Raw genomic sequence first — 20,292 nt, 5'->3', positions numbered from 1 at the left:
AATGAAAGACGGATATTCACAAAAGTTACATAAAGTTATACCAGGCGGGGCTCATACTTATTCAAGAGGTGATGATCAATTTCCCTCAAATGCTCCATCAATTTTGGAAAGAGGGGAGGGGGCTTATGTATTTTCCCCTGAAGGGAATAAATATTTGGATTACGGAATGGGTTTACGTTCTGTTAATATAGGTTACGCAAATAAGGAAATAGCAGATGCATGTTATGAAGAGATCTTAAAAGGAAATAATCTTACAAGGGCATCTTTGACGGAGTTGAAAGCTGCAGAATTATTATGTGAACTAATTCCCTCCGTAGATATGGTTAAATTTGCGAAACATGGTTCAGCAGTTACGACTGCAGCAATAAAACTAGCAAGGGGTTATACAGGGAAAAAACTGGTAGCAATTCCGGTTGAGCAGCCTTTTTTTTCATATGATGATTGGTTTATTGGCTCAACTACTCTAGTGCGTGGAACAATTCAAGAAGCGAGTCAGTTTACTTTAAAATTTAATTATAATGATATTGAATCTTTAAAAGTTCTTTTCGAGAAATACCCAGATCAAATAGCTGCTGTTATGTTGGAAGCTGCTACCACAGTTCAACCAAATGCTAATTATTTACGTGAAGTACAGTATTTGTGTAAAGATAATGGTGCGGTATTTATCATTGATGAAATGATTACTGGTTTCAGATGGCACTTGCAAGGAGCACAAACATATTATGGGATTGAGCCTGACTTATGTACATTTGGAAAAGCCATGGCTAACGGCTTTGCAGTAGCGGCATTAGCAGGGAAAAGAGAAATTATGCAGATAGGCGGGATTTTGGAAGAAGGAGCGGAGAGAATATTTCTAACTTCAACTACTCACGGAGCTGAAATGAGTGCGCTAGGCGCTTTTATCAAAACTATGGAAATTTTAAAAAGAGATCGAGTAGTAGAACATTTCTGGAATTATGGTACTAAATTGATTGACGGAATAAATAAGATTTCGAAAGATCTAGGAATACTTGATCAATTTTATGTTGAAGGATATCCTTGTTCGCCAAATTATGTTGCCAAAGATAAGGATAGTAATGTGTCCTTAGCAATGCGTACTTTGTTTGCTCAGGAAATGTTAGAAAAACATGTAATGATGCCCTATATAGCTGTTTCTTATTCTCATCAGGAGACAGAATTAGATATGACATTATCAGCAGCGAAACATGCTCTAACGATATATCAAAAAGCATTAGAGAAAGGCTTGGAAGGTTATCTAAAATCTCCTGTTATTAAACCAGTATTCAGAAAATATAATTGATGAAATTAGCAGTTGTTTCTTTAAATTCGATTTGGGAGGATAAACAAGCTAATTTGGAAGAAGTTAAACGTATTGTTCAATCACTAAGACAAAAGGCAGAATATGTTATTTTTCCTGAAATGACATTGACTGGTTTTTCGATGTCTAATTTGTCTTTGGCAGAAGACTTCAAGAATTCGAATTCAATTCGAGCTATTCAAAAATTAGCTAAAGAACATCAGATAAATATTGTATTTGGATTGATGATCTCTAAAGATGATAATAAATACAATAGTTGTGTTGCCATAGATAATAAAGGTGAAATCGCTGGACACTACGAAAAAATTCATCTTTTCTCCTACAGTGGGGAAGATAAATTAATATCTAGTGGAGATCAGGTTAAGAGTCTTTCTTGGAAGGGAGGTTGGGGGTTGAGTATTTGCTTTGATTTAAGATTTCCTGAATTATATCAAGAATTGTCTAAAGAGAATCTAATTTTGATTAATATAGCAAATTGGCCAAAAACTAGGGTCACACATTGGAGAACTTTACTAAATGCGAGAGCTATAGAAAATCAAAGTTTTATGATCGGTGTGAATCGTACCGGTGTTGATCAAAATGGTTTGGAATATGAAGAGAGTTCATGTGTTTTTTCACCTATTGGAGAAAAATTAGAACCTTCTGAAATTTTGGATAAAGTTAAAATATTTGATTTGAATTTGGATGAAGCGATACAATATCGAAGAAGCTTTCCAATTAAAAAAGATAGACGAAATGGAATTTATAACATATTTTACAGTTAAACAATAAATAAGGATCATTAAGATGTTTTCAATAAAGGGTAAAGTAATAGTTGTGACTGGAGGAAATGGGTTATTAGGAAAGCAGATGGTTTCTACATTTCGCGAGCAAGGAGCAGTTGTAATAGCAGCTGATATTTTTTTTAAAGAAAAGGGTGTTGACGATTTTATAGTTGATATCACTGATGAAGATTCAGTGAAAAAAGGAATAGTTGCTATAGTTGAAAAATATAATAAAATTGATGGTTGGGTAAACAATGCCTATCCAAGAACCAAAGATTGGGGAAATAAATTCGAGGATATTCCTTTTGAATCATGGCGCAAGAATGTGGATATGCATTTGAATGGCTATTTCTTGTGCTGTCAGGTTGTTTTAGAGCAAATGAAAGTTCAGGGACATGGGTCTCTTGTTAACATGTCATCTATTTATGGACTGGTAGGACCTGATTTTACTATTTATGAAGGAACAGAAATGACAACACCAGCAGCTTATTCTGCAATAAAAGGAGGACTTAATAACTTTACCAGATATTTAGCCTCTTATTATGGAGCACATCAAATACGTGTAAATACTGTTTCTCCAGGAGGAATTTTTGATAATCAACCAGAATCATTTGTAAATAATTATAATAAAAAAGTACCTATGAAACGGATGGGAAACCCAAAAGATATTGTTTCAGCTATTTTTTATCTTTTATGTGATGAAGCTTCCTACGTAACGGGACATAATTTAGTAGTAGATGGGGGATGGAGTATAATTTAATATTATGAAAATTCTTTTTTTACACACTGCGCATCCCCGATTAAATCTGATTGGACAAATTCAGTTAGAAATTTTATTAGAACATTTAAATAATGGCGATGAAGTTTTTTTATTACCTTCCAATAAAGAAATTGTTTCTACTCAAACTAATTATTTGACACCTGATTTTACCTATTTTCATTATTCTAAAGTATATGAGAAAACTTTAAAAGTTTTACGTAAAGAGTATAGCTCGTTTATTTCACTTAATTATGTTGAGGACAAAAATAGAACAGGTTTAAATCTAAATTTTCACTCGATTGAAGAGCTAAAAAAAATTAATTACAAAAATGTAAATATTGGTATGGGGGTAGCATCTTCTATAATCAGTATCTACAGAGATCATTGTTTAAATCTTGATAAATATAGTAAAGAGGTAATTAGAGAGATTAAAACAGCTATAACCGTAGTTGATACATTAGATAAATTAGTTAATGACATTAAACCTGATTTGGTTTATGTATTTAATGGAAGAATGTCTTCTTATTCTCCGGTTGTCAATTATTGTAAAAAAAATAAAATTAATTTTAAAGTATTTGAATTTACATCCCGTTATGATAAATTTCATGTTTTAGAAAGAGCTATACCTCATAATGTCTCTTATAGAGAACAAGAAATGAAAGATGCTTGGGATGATAATAATGATCTAGAATATAAAATAAAGATCTCCAAAGAATTTTTCGAAGCTCAGAGAAAAGGAATTTCATTAATGGAAGGAAGTTTTATAGGTTATCAAAAAGATAATCAGCTTCCTTACTTCGATAAAAATAAAGAGATAATAACATTTTTTAATTCTTCGATAGATGAGTTTGCATCTGTACCCGGCTGGGAGAATTACATATATATATATGAAGATGAAACGCAGGCGATTTGGGATGTATGCAAAAAATTTGAAAATGATGAAAGAAAACAGTTTATTTTAAGGATTCATCCAAATTTAAAGTTTCTAGATAATACACAGATAAGAAATCTTGAAAAATTAAAGGAACTAAAAAATTTGATTATCGTTAATTCAACATCAACTGTGTCTAGTTATTCTCTAATTGATGTTTCTGACAAAATTATAACTTTTGGATCAACGATCGGTATCGAAGCTTGTTATTTTGAAAAACCATCTATTCTTCTTGGAATGTCTTTTTTTGATAATTTAGATGTAGCATATCTGCCAAAATCTAAAAAAGATTTAATGGAGATGATCAATACTAAAGGCTTAAAAGCTAAACCCTTAGAAAATGTTCATATTTATGGTTATTGGTGGATGACATTTGGTAAAAAATTTCAAGCAAGAGAAAAAACATATTTACCAATTGATTTGGATCCAACAAAAAAGGAAATTTTGACAGGATTAGTGAAAAAGGTTGTTTCTGTGTCATTATGGAAGAGATTTCTAGGTTCCTTAAATATAAATACTGTGAAAAAACTTAAAAACCCAACTTATAGACAAGCAATCTTAAGAGAATTAAAACCATGGATAAAAAAATAGTTTCAACTTTTATGTTTAGTGATTCGCATGAGCAAGAGCTTTTGTGGTTGAAATTTAATGTAGAAAATTCTTTTGTAAATGAATGGATTATTACAGAATCAAGATATACGTTTCAAGGAAAAATAAAACCAATGTTTTTAGAAGAAATTTTAAGTCAGTCTAGATTTGAAAAATTTAAGGACAAAATTCATTATATTAATTTAGATGAAAATTTTAATTTTCAGTTTGAACCAAAATTTATAGATTTACTAAAAAGAAAGACAAAACGTTGGCTAAATGCAAAACGAAAACGAAATTATGAATTAGTTCCTTATGCAGAGTTGGCTTCTTTTTATTCAGAAATTAATCAGCGTGGAGCATGTTTAGATTATCTGAAATCTAAATATTCGAGCGAAGATATAATTATTACTTGTGACACAGATGAAATTTTTGATTTCACGGGAAATAAGATAAATGAATTTATGAACGCTATTGCAAGTAATGATACACCATTTTATATAAAGAGGGAAATATATTGCTATGATTTCGATAATTACGCAAACAGATTAAGATATAGTCCTATAGTAAAACTAAAAGATTTAACTTCTAAACAAGCTTTTCATAATGTAAGGCATCCATCAAATAATAATAGGGTAGTTTTAGAATTTAGTCAGAGCTTAGCTTTTGAATATACTTTTTGTTTTTCTAAAGAATCAATTATTAAAAAACTGACATCTTTTGCACATGTTACGGACTTAGATACCGAAGCAGTAAATTTTTGTTTAAATAATAATATAGCATTAATTAATCCGGATAGAATAGATAATGATTATATTCAAAATTCTGAATCTTTTTTTGATAGAATTTTAATTTCTGAAAAAAACACCCCATTATTTTTGATCGAGAATATCAGTGAATTTAAGACTGATGTTGTAAATTTAGATTATTTATTACAAAGAAAACAAGACAAAGTTGAGTACAATAATTAAAGAAAGTTTAAAAACTTCAGGAATAAATTATATTGGAATTTTATTAGGGGCATTTTTTACATTGTATTTAACACCAAAGTTTCTTCCAACAGACTATAATGGATTGTATCGGCTTATTTTAGAATATTCAGCAATAGCAGCAGTATATTTTCATTTTGGAATTCCTACACTGATAAACAAATACTATCATAGAATTAATTATGAATTATCAATTACAAAGGGATTTGATTTTTTCGTTTTTATTTTTCCAATAATTATTCTTTCTGTTTTTGGTGTATTTCTATATTTCTTTCGTTCAGAAGTAACTAATATGATTTCTTCAAAAGATGATTACAGATTGGTCGTTAAGTATGTTCTGTTTTTAATTCCTCTTATTATATGCAATGCATACTTTTTAATTTTTGAGGCATATTCAGCAATGTTAGGAAATATTGCTTTTGTGAATTTTGTTAAAAATATTGTTTTAAAGGTTTTTAATATTTCTTCCATTCTTTTATACATAATTACGAGAGATTTCGATACAATTATGATCGTTATTTCTATTGGATATGTTTTATCGACGTTAATCGTTTTTATTTATTTATTAAAGCTTAAAAATTATAAAATTGATCTTAGACCAAGTTTAGATTTTCTAATAAAAAATAATTTATTAAAAGACTTTGTTAAGTTTTTTCTATTTATTTGCCTAAGTAATCTTACCTTCTTTTTATTGGCAAAAATTGATGTTTTTTTTGTCGCGAAGTTCACAAATATTTCAAATTTAGCTTATTATTCGACCGCAACATTTTTTGTAACACTCTTATTAGTACCATATGCTGCAGTTCTAAATATATCTTTTCCAAGAATTGCTAAATCGTATACTGATGGAAATATTGATGAACTTAAATCTTTAATTGTCAATAATTCAATTTATGGTTTTGTTTTAGCGTTATATGTTTTTATCTTAATTTGGAGTAACTTAGATACGATATATTATTTTGTACCAAAAGGGAATTTGTATAAAGCTGGTAAATATATCTTTCTTGTTTTAAGTATAGGTAGATTAATTGATATTTCGATTGGGTCCATAGGGCAATTAATAACGATTTCAAAATGGTATTTTTATACATTATATAGTTCTGTGACGATTTCAATAATTAGTGTGATTTTAGGCTATTATTTAACTTCAAATTTTGGAATTATTGGTGCAGCTTCATCAATAAGTTTATGTACTTTAATTTCTGTAATATTTCAACTTTCTGTAGCTAAGATTAAACTTGGAATACATCCTTACAATAAAAAAATAATAATAATAATATTTTTAGCAGTCATTTTAATAGCCCTATGCATTATTGTGGATAATTGTATATCTTCCTTAATAATTGCAAGCTTTATTAAAATAGTTGTATCAACTATCATCTATTTTTATATTGTTTATAGATTTAAAATAAGTAGTGAATTAACGTATGTTTTCAATAGAATAAGGCCTTTTTTCATGGCTAAAATGATTAAATAAATGTTTTTTATTGCGTTGTTTTTAGTGCAAAATTATATTAAGTGTTATTTTAGTTTATTAGATAATTATTGCTAAAAAGATGTACAATATTTTTTAATAAATTAATAATGCTATGAGTTTTTATATAGGGATATTTTTTATCCTTTGTTTTTTTTCTTTTATTGAAGGGCAAAATTTAGATCGAAGAATTACTAGTTACTTTTATTTTTCATTTTGTTTTTGTTTTTTTGTTTTATCATTTATAAGATGGGAGACAGGGACTGATTGGAAAAACTATTACGAATATTTTTTTAATGTTCGAAATGTTGTTGCCGAAAATGATCCTTTTGAATGGGGATTTAGTTTGTTGATAAAAACAGTTTCTTTTTTTTCAGATAATTATAGTGTATTCTTATTTATTGCAGGTTTTCTATTGTTTGCTTTTCAAAGTATTGCAATAAAAAAATTAAGTCCATATCCAATAGTTTCCTTATTGTTTTTGTGGTCTATTCAATTTGCAAATATTTTGTTTGTAAGACAGTGGATTGCTGTTGCAATTTTGACATATGCGGTTATCTATATCCAAAAGCGTAAATTTTTTCCATTTGTACTGTTCGTGATTTTAGCTGCATCATTTCATAGATCTAGTTTGCTATTTCTAGGTGCGTGGTGGGTCTATAATCTAAGGATATCAAAGAAAAAAATGACAATTATACTCTTGGGTTCTATTGGTTTTTCTGTAATTATAACAAAAACGATTGAAATTTTAAGTGGTGGATTAGGAGGTATTATACAAGCCAAGATAGATTTGTATCTAAATAGTGATTATAATAATGAAACTAATGAAGATTTAAACCTGGTTTCCATTATTGTAAAAGGATTTGCAAATAAATTCTTGATATTGTTTATTTCATTTTATTTATATGATAAAATTAGAGATAAATACCCTCAATTTCAGGGTTATTTAAATTTGTATTGGTTTGGTGCCGTTATTTATTTTAGTACAATTTCTATTTCGTTAGTGTTTGTTAGATTCTCTTATGCGTTTGATTTTTTTCAAATTATCTTAGTTCCTTATTTTTTTAGAATTTTAGAAAATAATGTGCTAAAAATAATAATGTTTATTCTCTTTTTTGTTTATCTGTTTCTTAGAATGTGGCAAATATTGAATGGCCCATATGCGGAAGACTATATTCCTTATAAAATAATTTTTTAGTCCAAATCGATATTAATAATAATATAATAACCAAATCAACAAAAAATGCTTTTTAACTCTTTAAATTTTGCAATATTTCTGCCAATAGTTTTTGTACTTTATTGGTTTGCCACTAGAGGAAATTTAAAATTTCAAAATATTTTATTGCTTGTTTCAAGTTATTTTTTTTATGCGTGTTGGGATTGGCGTTTTATGTTTTTACTGATTTTTTCAACATTACTAGATTATTATACTGGGATTAAAATATATAAAGCAACAAGTAATTTAAAGAAAACATTTTGGTTATGGCTTAGTGTAGGTATTAATTTGGGTTTTTTGGGAGTATTTAAATATTATAATTTCTTTGCTAATTCGTTTGCTGATGGCTTATCTTTGTTAGGGTTTAAAACTAATTTGATGACATTGCAAATAATGCTACCAGTTGGTATTTCCTTTTACACTTTTCATGGTTTATCCTATGTGATTGATATCTATAAAAATAGGATTAAGCCAGAAAGAAATTTTATTGATTATTCGCTTTTTGTTAGTTTCTTCCCTTTATTAGTTGCTGGTCCGATAGAAAGAGCAACTCACTTATTGCCACAAATTTCTAAAAAAAGAAGATTTGATTATGTAAAAGCAGTTGATGGTTTAAGACAAATCCTATGGGGGTTATTTAAAAAAATTGTTATAGCGGACGGTTGTGCAGAGTTTGCTAATACAATTTTTAATAATTCTACTGAATATTCAGGAAGCACACTTGTCATAGGGGCACTATTTTTTACCTTTCAAATTTATTGTGACTTTTCAGGATACTCTGATATTGCTTTAGGGACGGCAAGATTATTTGGAATAGAGCTTTTGAGAAATTTTGCATTTCCATATTTCTCTCGTGATATTGCTGAATTCTGGAGACGTTGGCATATATCATTATCTTCTTGGTTTAAAGATTATCTTTATATTCCATTAGGAGGAAGCAAAGGAGGTATGTGGATGAGGATTCGAAATGTATTTATTATTTTTCTTGTAAGTGGTTTTTGGCACGGTGCAAACTGGACTTTTATTGTTTGGGGGTTTTTAAATGCTTTGTTTATAATGCCTTCAGTTATTTTTAATACAAATAGGAATAATCTTCAAATTGTAGCTCAAGGTAAATACTTACCAACTGTTAAGGAGTTTTTAGCTATTTATTTGACTTTTAGTTTAACTGTTTTCGCATGGATTTTCTTTCGTGCAAATAATCTTGGCCATGCTTTTAGTTATATTTCTCAGATATTTTCTAGCTCTCTATTTACTATTCCAAAATTTCCAGGTATGTCTAAAGCTGTTATCATTGCTGCCTTGACAGTTGTATTTATAATAGTAGAGTGGTTGGGAAGAGAACAGGAATATGCCCTTGCAAATTTAGGTGCAAAATGGTATAAACCATTAAGGTGGACAATGTATTATATTATTATTTTTGCCATTTATAAATTCTCAGGAGCAGAACAACAATTTATTTATTTTCAATTTTAATTTATGAAAAAATTTTTAGTTCAATTAATTGTTTTTGTAAGTCCAATATTTATTTTTCTATCAGTCCCTACTTATATTTTGTGGCAGTCAAAAGAGAATTTTCACAATATTGATGATGTTTTAATTAGTAAGGATAAATATCTAATTGGGTATGCCTACAACGAAAACAATTATGGTTTTGCAAAATGGACTTATCTCAATAAAAACGAAAATAAAAATATTTGGGCTCTTGGTTCATCAAGAGTTTTGCAATTTAGAGAAAATATGTTTGAGACTTCTTTTTATAACGTAGGATTTACTATTTCAAGTATTAAAGATTTTAAACCTTTTATTGAAAGTATACCATCCTCTAAAAGAGCTAAATATGTTATTATTGCTTTAGATCAATGGATGTTTAATGAATCTTACGATGATTTGAATTCAGTATTACCAATTGAACATTGGCAAAATGGTTTTACGTACCTTCCTAAATTATATCCTACTTATAAGATCGTTTATAGCAATTTACTTGCTGGTAAATACACATTTAACTCTTTAAACCAAGATTCAAATTCATATAATAAAATTGGTCTAAATGCACAAATTAATAATACTGGATTTAGAAATGATGGAAGTTTTTTTTATGGAGAACAAATTGTTAAATTAATTGCTAAAGATAGTACTGCAAATGATTTTAATTATTCAGATACATTTGATAGAATCAAACATGGCGACAGACGTTTTCAATATTGCAAATTTGTAAATGAAAAGGCTCTCGTTGAATTAAATCAATTATTAAAATATTGTAAAGAGCAAAAAATATTTGTTGTAGCTTTTCTTCCTCCATTTGCTGATAAAATATATAATAAAATGAATGAAAGTGGCAAGTATGATTATCTAAAAGAAATTTATAATAAAGTTAAACCAGTTTTTGATAATTATAATTTTGAGGTATATGACTTTTCAAAAGTTTCGGCATGTAATTCAAATGACAGTGAGACAATTGATGGTTTTCATGGAGGCGAAATAACTTATCAAAAACTTTTAATATCTATATTAGAATCAGGATCTGTCTTAAATCGTTTTTCAAGTGTTAAAAGATTAAAAGATGATTTATTAATAAAAAAGAATAATTATATAATTTATAATTATTAATTATTAATTATTAATGTTGTCTCTTATAAGTAAAACGATGCATTTTTATACATTAATATTTAATATGAAGTTTGATATTCTTTACGTATTAGTTGTTAATTTCATATTTAAAATAAATGATAAATAAAGAATCAAGGGAAAAAGTTTTAGTTGTAGATACTTATTCTCAAAAATCATTGCACGAAATGTTTAATGCTTCGTTGTTTTTGATGTGTTCTATGATTTTTAAGAAAGTTGAGTTAAGAATTAGTAAAAGTTCCTACGAAAACTATCTGAAAATTATAAATAGAGAATCGCCAAAAAACATTGAATATAATAATGTCTGGGTAATTGCAGGAAACGGTCGTTTTAGTTTATTAATACGTTACTTGTTTAGTGCTCTCCAAAATATAAAATATTTAATTATTTCTCCAAAGGATACTGTATTGGTTTTTCCTTACAACAACTTGTTTAGTCTCAGAGTTTTGAATTTTTTAAACAAGTTTTGTAAAAAAAAAATTCTTGTGTTTTGTCACGGAGAGATGGAAGGAATTGTTGTTGATGTCGAAAAAACTGGTTTCTTACATCGATTATTATTAAAATTAGCTCGTGATTTTTTTCTAAATAAAAAAGTAAAAATATCTGAAGGACTCTATTTTTCTGTATTAGGAGATGCTTTAAAGCAAAATATTAGTGAAATTGTCGATGATGGGAAAGCTTTGAAATTTATAAGTGTAGATCATCCATACTTGTTTGGAGGTGGAATAAAAAAAATAAAAGACGATGCAGAATTAAGGATTGCTACAGTGGGTACAATTAATAAAACAAAAGGATTTTTTAGTTTTTTGGAATTTGCAAAGAAGATAAATTCTACGATAAAAGAAAAAGTGAAAATTTCTATTGTAGGTTCATGTACAGAAAATTCCAACTTATTTAATGGAAGTGGAATAGAATTATCTTCAAATAGTAGTGCTCTATTAAATAGAGATGATTTTAATAATAGGGTAAATGAACTTGATTATATTTTATTTTTTTATCCCAAAAACAGCTATAATATTACAGCCAGTGGTGCAATAATGGATGCTATCAATTTTGAGAAACCAATTTTAGCTTTAAAAAATGCATATTTTCAATATGTTTTCAAAAAATATGGCTCTTTTGGATTTCTATTTGAAAATATTAATGATATGGTTTTAAAAGTTGAAGATTTGTCAAACAACAAATCGTTACCAAATATTGATTTTATTTCTTTAAAAAATAAATTTACACCAGAAGCATTAAGCACACAATTGTTAAATGAGCTCTTTCGTATTGGCTTCCTAGAATAATTTATAAATGTGGAATATCAATTTAGAATAATATGATGGACAAAAAAATCTGTATTTATGATCTTTCGCAATTTTAATTTTTTTATGATAGGGTTTAACCTTTAATTACATTCAATTATGGTATTAATAGACGCGTTACATATTAACACAGGTGGCGGGAAGGCGATGTTGGATTATTTGGTATATAAATTAGAAGAGCAAGATATAAAGTATTATTATTTATTTGATCATAGGATTAAGAATAATACTTATAAAATAAAGCCTTCTAATGAAGTTGTTTATTTAAAAGCAAGTTTGTGGAATAGATTCTTCTTTTATCTTACAAATAGAAAAAAGTTTAAAAGTATTTTTTGTCTTGCAAATATTCCCCCAAGTTTAAAGATTAAATGTAATGTGATTACGTATTTTCACAGTGTGCAGTATTTTAGTTTGACGGAGAATGATTCAAGTATTCTTAAATTCATGTTTGCTTTAAAAAGTCTTTTTCTGAAAAAATCTATAAATAACTCAAGTCTTTGGTTAGTTCAGACAGATTTAGTTAAACAAGGATTGAGTAGTAAGTTTAAAATTGGTATTGATAAGATTTTGGTTATGCCTTTTTATCCGCCATTTGAAGAATTTAAAAATATCGATAAAAAGGAGCCATTTACTTATCTTTATGTTAGTCTAGCTAATCCACATAAAAATCATAAACGACTTATTGAGTCATTTTGCACTTTTTATGATAAGTATAAAAAAGGAAGATTGATATTAACAGTAGGCAAAGAGTTTATAGATGTTTTAAATCTTATTGATGAAAAATTAAAGTCAAAATATCCAATTGAAAATTTAGGCTATATAAAAAGGAATGACTTGTTACAATATTATCAATCATCAGATTATCTGATTTTTCCATCCCTAACAGAAAGTTTTGGTTTAGGGCTAGTTGAAGCTATAGAAAATGGTTGTAAGATAATGGGAGCTGATTTACCTTACACTTACGCAGTCTGTAAACCTTCTATCGTATTTGATCCTTACTCTTCTTCTTCTATTCTTAAAGCTTTTGAGCATTCTTTGGAAAAAAATATACCTGAAAGCACGAGCATAATAAGTGATAAGATTGATGAGGTAATTGATATGATTTCAAAGCATTGATTGGGTGGGTATCTCTACAATATATTACTCTCTACATTTTATGTAGTAAATAAAAGTGATTTTACTCTGTTGTAGTTCTCAGAGTGTTTTAAGTATTACTCCAAAATTTAATAATAAGGGAATTTAGGTGAGCTTATTTTCAAACTGTTAAAAAATAAATTATGAAAATTGCAATTACTGGAGCCACTGGTTTTATAGGTAAGGTTTTAGTAGAAAAACATGTTAAGTTAGGTGATGAAGTTCGTATTTTATCAAGAAAAGATAAGCTTGACTTTGACTTTAAAAGTTTAGAGAAGATTCAGATTTTTAAAGGAGATTTATCTAATAAAGAATTATTGTTGAATTTTGTTGATAATGTAGATGTATTGTATCATTGCGCTGCAGAGATTAGGGATGAATCTATTATGAAATTCGTTAATGTTGAGGGGACTATAAATTTAATTAATGCATCAATTGGCAAAATAAAACATTGGGTGCAGTTAAGTAGTACTGGAGTGTATGGACCAATTTATGATGGAATTGTAGTTGAAAGCCAGGAATACAATCCAATTAATGAATATGAAAGAACTAAGTTAAAGTCGGATTTATTAGTTTTGGAAGCAGCTCTAAAAAATAATTTTAGTTATACTTTAGTAAGGCCTTCAAATGTCTTTGGCTACCAAATGACTAATCAATCTCTTTTTCAACTGATAAAAATGATTGATAAGGGATTTTATTTTTTTGTTGGATCTAAGGGATCTTCTGCTAATTATGTACCTGTTGAAAATGTAGTTGAAGCATTATATCTTGCAGCAACAAATCCTAAAGCAAAAAATGAAACTTATATAGTTTCAAGTTGGAGTACCATTGAATTTTTTGTAGAAAATATAGCTAAGATTTTAGATAAACCCTCACCAAAATTTAGGATTTCAGTTGGATTTACTAAGTTTGTTGCTAAGTTAACATTTTTTATTCCTAAAAACCCTCTAACAGTGGCTAGAGTAAATGCTTTAAGTACTAAAGTACTATATAAAACAACAAAAATTGAAAATGAACTGAGTTATAAGCCAGTTGTTACTGTAGAAGAGACAATTGAAAAACTTGTGAGATTTTATAAAAAAGATTCTTTATTTAAATAATTAATTGTACATAATGAAAGTTAAAGTTGGTAAAAAAATAAAGCTGTTTAGAATTGTTACACAAGCAGAGGTTGTTCCTTGGCACTTAAAAAATTTTATCGATAGATCAGAACAAGATTATAAATTATTTGTTATAGGAGATAATGTGACAAGATTTAAAAATGATTATACATTTGTTACGTTTATTGATGTCAAAATACTTAGAAAAACCTCTTTATTTTATGATTTTAAGGCTTTATTTAATCTAGTTTTTTTATGTGTTAAAATAAGGCCACATATTATTCATTCGATAATGCCTAAGGCAGGGCTACTTTCTTCTATAGCCGGAGTCTTATCATTTGTCCCTATACGAATTCATACTTTTACAGGACAGGTTTGGGCAACAAAAACTGGTTTTTCAAGGAAGTTTTTTAAATTTATGGATAAGTTAGTATTTAAACTAAATACTGTTTGTCTTACAGATAGCCCTTCTCAATCTAATTTTCTTGCACAAAATGGTTTCCTTGTCGATGGGGAGCCTATTCAATATTTGGGTAAAGGATCTTTATCGGGAGTCAATCTGGAAGTTTTCGATTCAAACATTGTAAATGATCGAAATACTTTAAGAGCTGAATTAGGAATAAGCAAAAATGATTTTGTTTATGTTTTTTTGGCAAGAAAATCTATTGTAAAAGGGATAAAAGAACTAATAGAGGCTTTTGCTCAAGTTGCTTATTTGCCTAATGTAAAGTTACTTTTTATTGGTCCAGATGAATCAAATGGTTTTTTAGATAAGTTATTAGCAGAAAATAAAAAAATCACAAATAAAATTGTGAGTTTAGACATTGTGAAAAATCATGAAAAATATTTGGCGGTAAGCGATGTATTGTGCTTGCCAAGCAGTAGTGAAGGTTTCGGTACGATTGTGGTAGAAGCAGCCGCGTTAGGTATTCCTTCAATCGGTTTTGATATTGTGGGCCTATCTGATTCGATCGAGAATGGATACTCAGGTATTTTAGTTCCTTTTAAGGATACTAATAAATTTTCAGAAGCAATGATCAATTTATATGAAAATGCAGAATATTTGAAAGAATTAAAAATTAATGCAAAAGAACGAGTTATAGAATATTTTTCTGCGGATGCTATTTATGCTTTTCAGAATGAATTTTACAAATCTTTATTATAATAAAAGTTTAAACGTTAATGAAATTAGTTATATCTGGAGCGTCGGGTTTTGTAGGTCAAAATCTGTCAGCTTATTTATCAAGTTTTTCTTTTTTGATAGAAGCAATTTCATTGAGAAATTCAAATTGGAAAGACGTTCTTAATGGTGATGCAGTTATACATTTAGCAGGAAAGGCACATGATACAAAAAACACAAGTGATGCATCTGAATACTTTAGAGTTAACACAGATATCACTAAAGAATTGTTCGATGTTTTTTTAGAAAGCAATGTTGAAGATTTTATTTATTTCAGTAGTGTAAAAGCAGTTGCAGATGATGTGTCCGGGATATTATATGAAGATATTCTTCCAAATCCTAAAACCCCATACGGGCAATCAAAATTAAAAGCTGAAGAATACATTTTATCAAAAGAAATTCCAGAAGGCAAAAGAGTTTTTATTATAAGGCCTTGTATGATTCATGGTCCCGGAAACAAAGGAAATCTTAATTTATTGTATAATGTAGTAAAAAAAAGAATTCCCTATCCTTTGGCCGCATTTGAAAACCAAAGATCATTTCTAGGTATTGATAATCTTAATTTTATGGTTAGGGAAATTCTGGAAAATAAAGAAATTCCTTCTGGAGTTTACAATTTTGCGGACGATGAAGTTTTATCAACAAATCAATTGGTGGAAATTATATCTTCTGTTTCTAACAAAAAAAACTTATCTGTTTCAATTCCAAAATTTGTAATTAATGGAATGGCAAAAATTGGAGATTTAATAAAATTACCGCTAAATTCGGAAACAATTCAGAAGTTAACGGAAAATTATAGAGTGTCAAATCAAAAAATTAAAGATGTAATAGGAATAGATAAGCTTCCTTATACAGCAAAAGAGGGATTAGAAAAAACTATAAAAAGTTTTATAATTAAATAACGCGAATATGTTATAAGATTTTTTACAGTGCTACATTTATGCAATAACTTATTTGTAATTATCAAGATAGGGAATTGTCAAAGTTTATTTTAACCATAGTATTATTGATTGAATAGTTGGAATAAAAAATTTCTAAAAACAAGTAAATATCAAAGATTAGAGGGAACCTACTAAATTTAAATGTTAAAATTTATAATTAGATTTTTTTTAATAGAATAAGAAATAATATGAATTTAATTAAGTGTATATATCCAAACAGTTAAGATATAAAATGCAAGAAATAAAAAGATAAATTGGATGGGGTTTTATGTTTTGTTATTATTAGTGATATTACTTTTATCTTTTATAAGTTATAAGTATCCTAATACAGAAAATTCCATTAGTTTGACACTTTTAGGAATTCTAGTCTTAATTGGAGGATTTAGAGATAGAATAGGATGGGATTATAATAGTTATATTACTTGGTATCTTAAAGGGACTAGGGATGATGGTCTTGAATTTGGTTTTTTAGGTATTATGAAAGTTTTTCGATATCTAAATCTAGATTATACATTTCTTTTTTTCTTTTTTTCTTTTTTTACTTATTTGTTTGCTTACTTGGCAATTAAAAAATATACTAAAAAAAGTAGCCTGCCTTTGGTTCTTTATTTTATGATACCAGTTTTATTCTTGTATTCATTTACTTACATCAGACAATATTTGTCTGTCACTATTTCTTTTTATGCCTTTACTTTTTTGATGGATAGAAAATATTTTTTATATTTTTTATGGATGGCAGTAGCGATATCATTTCATTACAGTTGTTTGATACCTTTTGTTATTTTTCCCCTAGTTTATAGATGGGAGGATTCAATAAAAAATTACTATTTATATATACTAATAGTAGTTTCATTTATTGTCTCACGAATAGGCGTTATCTATTGGTTGAGTTTGTTTTTTAAGGATTCTCATTATTTGTTTTATGTTTCTAGTAAATCTGTTGTTGCAGTTCCTCTGTTAAAGTTATTAGTCATTAATGTGATGGGGTTTTTAGTCATAAGTTATTTTGATAAAAAAGGTTTTCATCAAGATTATCAAAGATCTCTGTTGTTGCTTTATGTTTGTTCAATTCTCTTTTTAAATTTATTTTCGGAATCTACAGAGTTAACAAGAATTTATATTTATTTCAGAATTTTTGAAATCATTCTTGTTGCAGATATTCTTCGTCATGCTTTAGTGAACAAACGATTTTGGCTTTTAGGTTTTTTGTGTTGCTTTTATTTATTCCCTTATTTTAGGGCTATAAAAATGGATAGTGAGAGTACGATAAAAGAAGAGTTAAAGTTAATCCCTTATAAAACACTACTATTTAATAATACTATATAATAAGCTTCAGTAGGGATAATTAGTACAACAAGTCTATTTGGTTATTATAAAATCATTAATTTAGAACAATAAATAATTAAAAGTTTTACAAATCATATAATGCAATATACAATATTAGGAATTCTTTTAATGATTATAATGTTACTGTATTTTAAAGTAGCTAATCATTTTAATATCATTGATAAACCCAACGAGAGAAGTTCTCACACTGAAATTACTTTAAGAGGAGGAGGAATTATTTTTTGGTTTTCTGCTTTGCTCTATTTCGTTCAGAATATTCAGAGTAATTATTTTTTCTTTACTGGAATCACTTTAGTTAGTTTGGTTAGTTTTTGGGATGACATTCAAAGTTTATCCAATAAAATAAGAATCTCTGTTCACTTTCTGGCTATTACATTAATTTTTTATGATCTAAACGTTTTTAATTTGATGCCATTATATGGAATCGTTATGGCTTATATTTTAGCCATAGGATTAATTAATGCTTATAACTTTATGGATGGGATCAATGGTATTACAGGATTGTATACTTTAGTTGTTATGGGGGCATTATTATATGTTAATAAGAACATCCAATTCTTTTTTGATGCTGTTTTTATAAAGTATGCAATGATCGCTAGTTTAGTTTTCCTGTTTTTTAATTATAGGAAAAAGGCAAAATGTTTTGCTGGGGACATTGGTAGTATCGCGATTGCTTTTTGGGTAATTTATTTGATCTTGAAGCTGATCTTGGTCACAAATTCTCTTGTGTGGCTTTTATTTTTAGCAATTTATGGTGTTGATGCTATTTGTACCATAATCCATCGTTTGTATTTAAAACAAAATATTTTCCAGGCTCATCGTTTACATTTGTATCAGGTTTTGAGTAATGAATATAAGATTCAGCACAGACTTGTTGCCGCATATTATGCGGTGGTTCAAATTGTAGTTTCTGCTTTGGTAATTTTGTTATATCAAAAAGTTCATGATTTGGTCTTGTTTCTAATAATATTATTGCCATTATTAGCTGTATATACGTTGAAATTTTATTTGTTGAATAAAAATAGAGTAAAAGTCAGTATATGATTCCGAAAATAATTGAGGGAGGAAATTTCTCTGATCATCGCGGAACTATTTCGTACGTAAATGATTTTAAATTTACGGATATAGAAAGGTTTTATATTATTAGGAATTCTCAACAAAATCCTATTCGTGCCTGGCAAGGGCACAAATTAGACACTAAAAATTTCTATTGTTTAACTGGCTCTTTCAATATTCATTTTGTAAAAATTGATAACTGGGAAAATCCTTCGAAAGAATTAACAGTAGAAACTATTTTTGTTTCTGCTAATGATAGTAAGATAGTGCATATTCCTGCAGGTTATGCGAATGCTATAGAGTCTTTAGAAAAAGATTCAAAACTAATTTCTTTTTCAACATTACCACTTGCAAATGTTGAGGATGATGATATTCGTTATCCTTCGAATTATTGGAAAATTAATGGATAATAAACGAATTTATTTATCCTTATCTGAACAAAGCGGTTTTGAACAAGAGTATATTCAAAAGGCTTTGCAAACAAATTGGATCACTTCCGGAGGGCCAAATGTTGATGAATTTGAAAGTGCTTTAGAAAATTATCTTTACGATGGGTCATTTGTAGCAGCACTTAATGCTGGTACATCAGCTATTCATTTAGCATTGATTCTATTAGGAGTAAAGAAAGGAGATGAGGTGATTTGCCAAAGCATGACATTTTCAGCTTCGGCCAATCCAATTTTGTATCAGGGAGCAATTCCTGTTTTTGTAGACAGCGAATTAGACACCTGGAATATTTGTCCTGAAAATTTAGAAATTGCAATTAAAGATAGAATTAAAAAAGGCAAAAAGCCCAAAGTAATTATAGCAGTACATCTTTATGGCAATCCATATAAAGTGGATGAAATTCATGCTATTGCTGGGAAGTATGATATTCCAATTATTGAAGATAGTGCCGAAGCTTTGGGAAGTTCTTATAAAGGAAAAAAATGCGGTAGTTTTGGAGATTTTGGAATTCTTTCATTTAATGGAAATAAAATAATTACAACTTCTAGTGGAGGTGCCCTAATTTCGAATTCAATTAATTTAAAAGAAAAAGCAATTTTTTATGCCACTCAAGCAAAAGATGAAGCAGTGCATTATCAACATAGCGAAATTGGTTATAATTATAGAATGAGTAATATCTGTGCAGGAATAGGTCTTGGGCAGGTTCAAATTTTAGATAAAAATGTGATTGCCCGCAGAGAAAATCATTTTTTTTACAAAGATGTTTTTAATGAAATAGAAAGGGTAAAGCTTTTCGAGGTTTTAAATGAAGATTATTATTCGAATTATTGGTTAAATACTATTTTAATAGAACCAAATAAAGAAAAAGACAGAGAAAGTTTAAGGATTGCCTTTGAAAATCAAAATATAGAAACACGTCCACTTTGGAAACCGATGCATCTGCAGCCAATTTTTGAAAAATACCCTTACTATGGAGATAAAATCTCCGATATGTTATTTGAAAAAGGTTTATGTTTGCCATCCGGTTCAAATTTAAATTATATAGATAAAAATAGAATTAAAACTGTAATAAAAGATTTTTTTAAATAGGAGCAGACGCTAATAGAATAAGA

18 protein-coding genes are annotated in these 20,292 nt (G+C 28.2%); all 18 read left to right on the top strand.

Annotated elements, in window-relative coordinates:
• Position 1: 1 nt before the first annotated feature.
• A complete protein-coding gene (locus tag ACHRWY_RS20585) occupies positions 2-1,300 on the top strand; it encodes a glutamate-1-semialdehyde 2,1-aminomutase (protein ID WP_395357189.1) in 1,299 nt (432 codons plus the stop codon).
• Positions 1,300-2,082: a nitrilase-related carbon-nitrogen hydrolase gene (locus ACHRWY_RS20580; RefSeq protein WP_395357188.1), complete on the top strand. Its 783-nt coding sequence runs from the start codon at positions 1,300-1,302 to the stop codon at positions 2,080-2,082. Before ACHRWY_RS20585 ends, ACHRWY_RS20580 begins: the two co-directional genes overlap by 1 nt.
• Positions 2,083-2,104: 22 nt before the next feature.
• Positions 2,105-2,842, top strand: coding sequence for an oxidoreductase (locus tag ACHRWY_RS20575; protein ID WP_395357186.1), 738 nt, complete (start codon positions 2,105-2,107; stop codon positions 2,840-2,842).
• A gap of 4 nt (positions 2,843-2,846) precedes the next feature.
• On the top strand, positions 2,847-4,364 hold the full coding sequence (locus ACHRWY_RS20570) for a hypothetical protein (protein ID WP_395357185.1): 1,518 nt from the start codon (positions 2,847-2,849) through the stop codon (positions 4,362-4,364).
• The gene (locus tag ACHRWY_RS20565; RefSeq protein ID WP_395357183.1) at positions 4,349-5,332 is read left to right on the top strand and encodes a hypothetical protein; all 984 of its coding nucleotides are present in this window, start codon (positions 4,349-4,351) and stop codon (positions 5,330-5,332) included. The genes ACHRWY_RS20570 and ACHRWY_RS20565 overlap by 16 nt, the downstream gene beginning before the upstream one ends.
• Positions 5,316-6,827: a lipopolysaccharide biosynthesis protein gene (locus tag ACHRWY_RS20560; protein ID WP_395357181.1), complete on the top strand. Its 1,512-nt coding sequence runs from the start codon at positions 5,316-5,318 to the stop codon at positions 6,825-6,827. Before ACHRWY_RS20565 ends, ACHRWY_RS20560 begins: the two co-directional genes overlap by 17 nt.
• 112 nt (positions 6,828-6,939) lie before the next feature.
• On the top strand, positions 6,940-8,022 hold the full coding sequence (locus ACHRWY_RS20555) for an EpsG family protein (protein WP_395357179.1): 1,083 nt from the start codon (positions 6,940-6,942) through the stop codon (positions 8,020-8,022).
• Positions 8,023-8,067: 45 nt separating this feature from the next.
• Positions 8,068-9,516 carry an MBOAT family O-acyltransferase gene (locus tag ACHRWY_RS20550; RefSeq protein WP_395357177.1) on the top strand — a complete coding sequence of 483 codons (1,449 nt, stop codon included), beginning with the start codon at positions 8,068-8,070 and terminating at the stop codon, positions 9,514-9,516.
• A gap of 3 nt (positions 9,517-9,519) precedes the next feature.
• The gene (locus ACHRWY_RS20545) at positions 9,520-10,650 is read left to right on the top strand and encodes a hypothetical protein (protein WP_395357176.1); all 1,131 of its coding nucleotides are present in this window, start codon (positions 9,520-9,522) and stop codon (positions 10,648-10,650) included.
• Positions 10,651-10,766: 116 nt separating this feature from the next.
• Entirely contained in the window at positions 10,767-11,957 is a 1,191-nt protein-coding gene (locus ACHRWY_RS20540) for a hypothetical protein (RefSeq protein WP_395357174.1), read from the top strand.
• A 117-nt stretch (positions 11,958-12,074) separates the two neighbouring features.
• Positions 12,075-13,091 carry a glycosyltransferase gene (locus ACHRWY_RS20535; RefSeq protein WP_395357173.1) on the top strand — a complete coding sequence of 339 codons (1,017 nt, stop codon included), beginning with the start codon at positions 12,075-12,077 and terminating at the stop codon, positions 13,089-13,091.
• Between the two features lie 161 nt (positions 13,092-13,252).
• Positions 13,253-14,209 (top strand): NAD-dependent epimerase/dehydratase family protein, encoded by a 957-nt coding sequence (locus ACHRWY_RS20530; protein ID WP_395357171.1) that lies wholly within the window; start codon positions 13,253-13,255, stop codon positions 14,207-14,209.
• A gap of 13 nt (positions 14,210-14,222) precedes the next feature.
• Entirely contained in the window at positions 14,223-15,374 is a 1,152-nt protein-coding gene (locus tag ACHRWY_RS20525; protein WP_395357170.1) for a glycosyltransferase, read from the top strand.
• Positions 15,375-15,391: 17 nt separating this feature from the next.
• Positions 15,392-16,291: an NAD-dependent epimerase/dehydratase family protein gene (locus ACHRWY_RS20520; RefSeq protein WP_395357169.1), complete on the top strand. Its 900-nt coding sequence runs from the start codon at positions 15,392-15,394 to the stop codon at positions 16,289-16,291.
• A gap of 384 nt (positions 16,292-16,675) precedes the next feature.
• Positions 16,676-17,656, top strand: coding sequence for an EpsG family protein (locus ACHRWY_RS20515; RefSeq protein ID WP_395357168.1), 981 nt, complete (start codon positions 16,676-16,678; stop codon positions 17,654-17,656).
• A gap of 99 nt (positions 17,657-17,755) precedes the next feature.
• Positions 17,756-18,721 (top strand): glycosyltransferase family 4 protein, encoded by a 966-nt coding sequence (locus tag ACHRWY_RS20510; RefSeq protein WP_395357166.1) that lies wholly within the window; start codon positions 17,756-17,758, stop codon positions 18,719-18,721.
• Complete coding sequence (locus tag ACHRWY_RS20505) at positions 18,718-19,143, top strand: hypothetical protein (RefSeq protein WP_395357164.1); 426 nt, start codon at positions 18,718-18,720, stop codon at positions 19,141-19,143. Before ACHRWY_RS20510 ends, ACHRWY_RS20505 begins: the two co-directional genes overlap by 4 nt.
• Entirely contained in the window at positions 19,136-20,269 is a 1,134-nt protein-coding gene (locus ACHRWY_RS20500; protein WP_395357279.1) for a DegT/DnrJ/EryC1/StrS family aminotransferase, read from the top strand. Before ACHRWY_RS20505 ends, ACHRWY_RS20500 begins: the two co-directional genes overlap by 8 nt.
• The last annotated feature ends 23 nt before the right edge of the window (positions 20,270-20,292 follow it).

Source organism: Flavobacterium sp. FlaQc-48, from assembly GCF_044007335.1.
Classification (GTDB): domain Bacteria; phylum Bacteroidota; class Bacteroidia; order Flavobacteriales; family Flavobacteriaceae; genus Flavobacterium.
The sequence above is the reverse complement of the archived record's forward strand: the minus strand, read 5'-3'. Positions and strand labels throughout refer to the sequence as shown.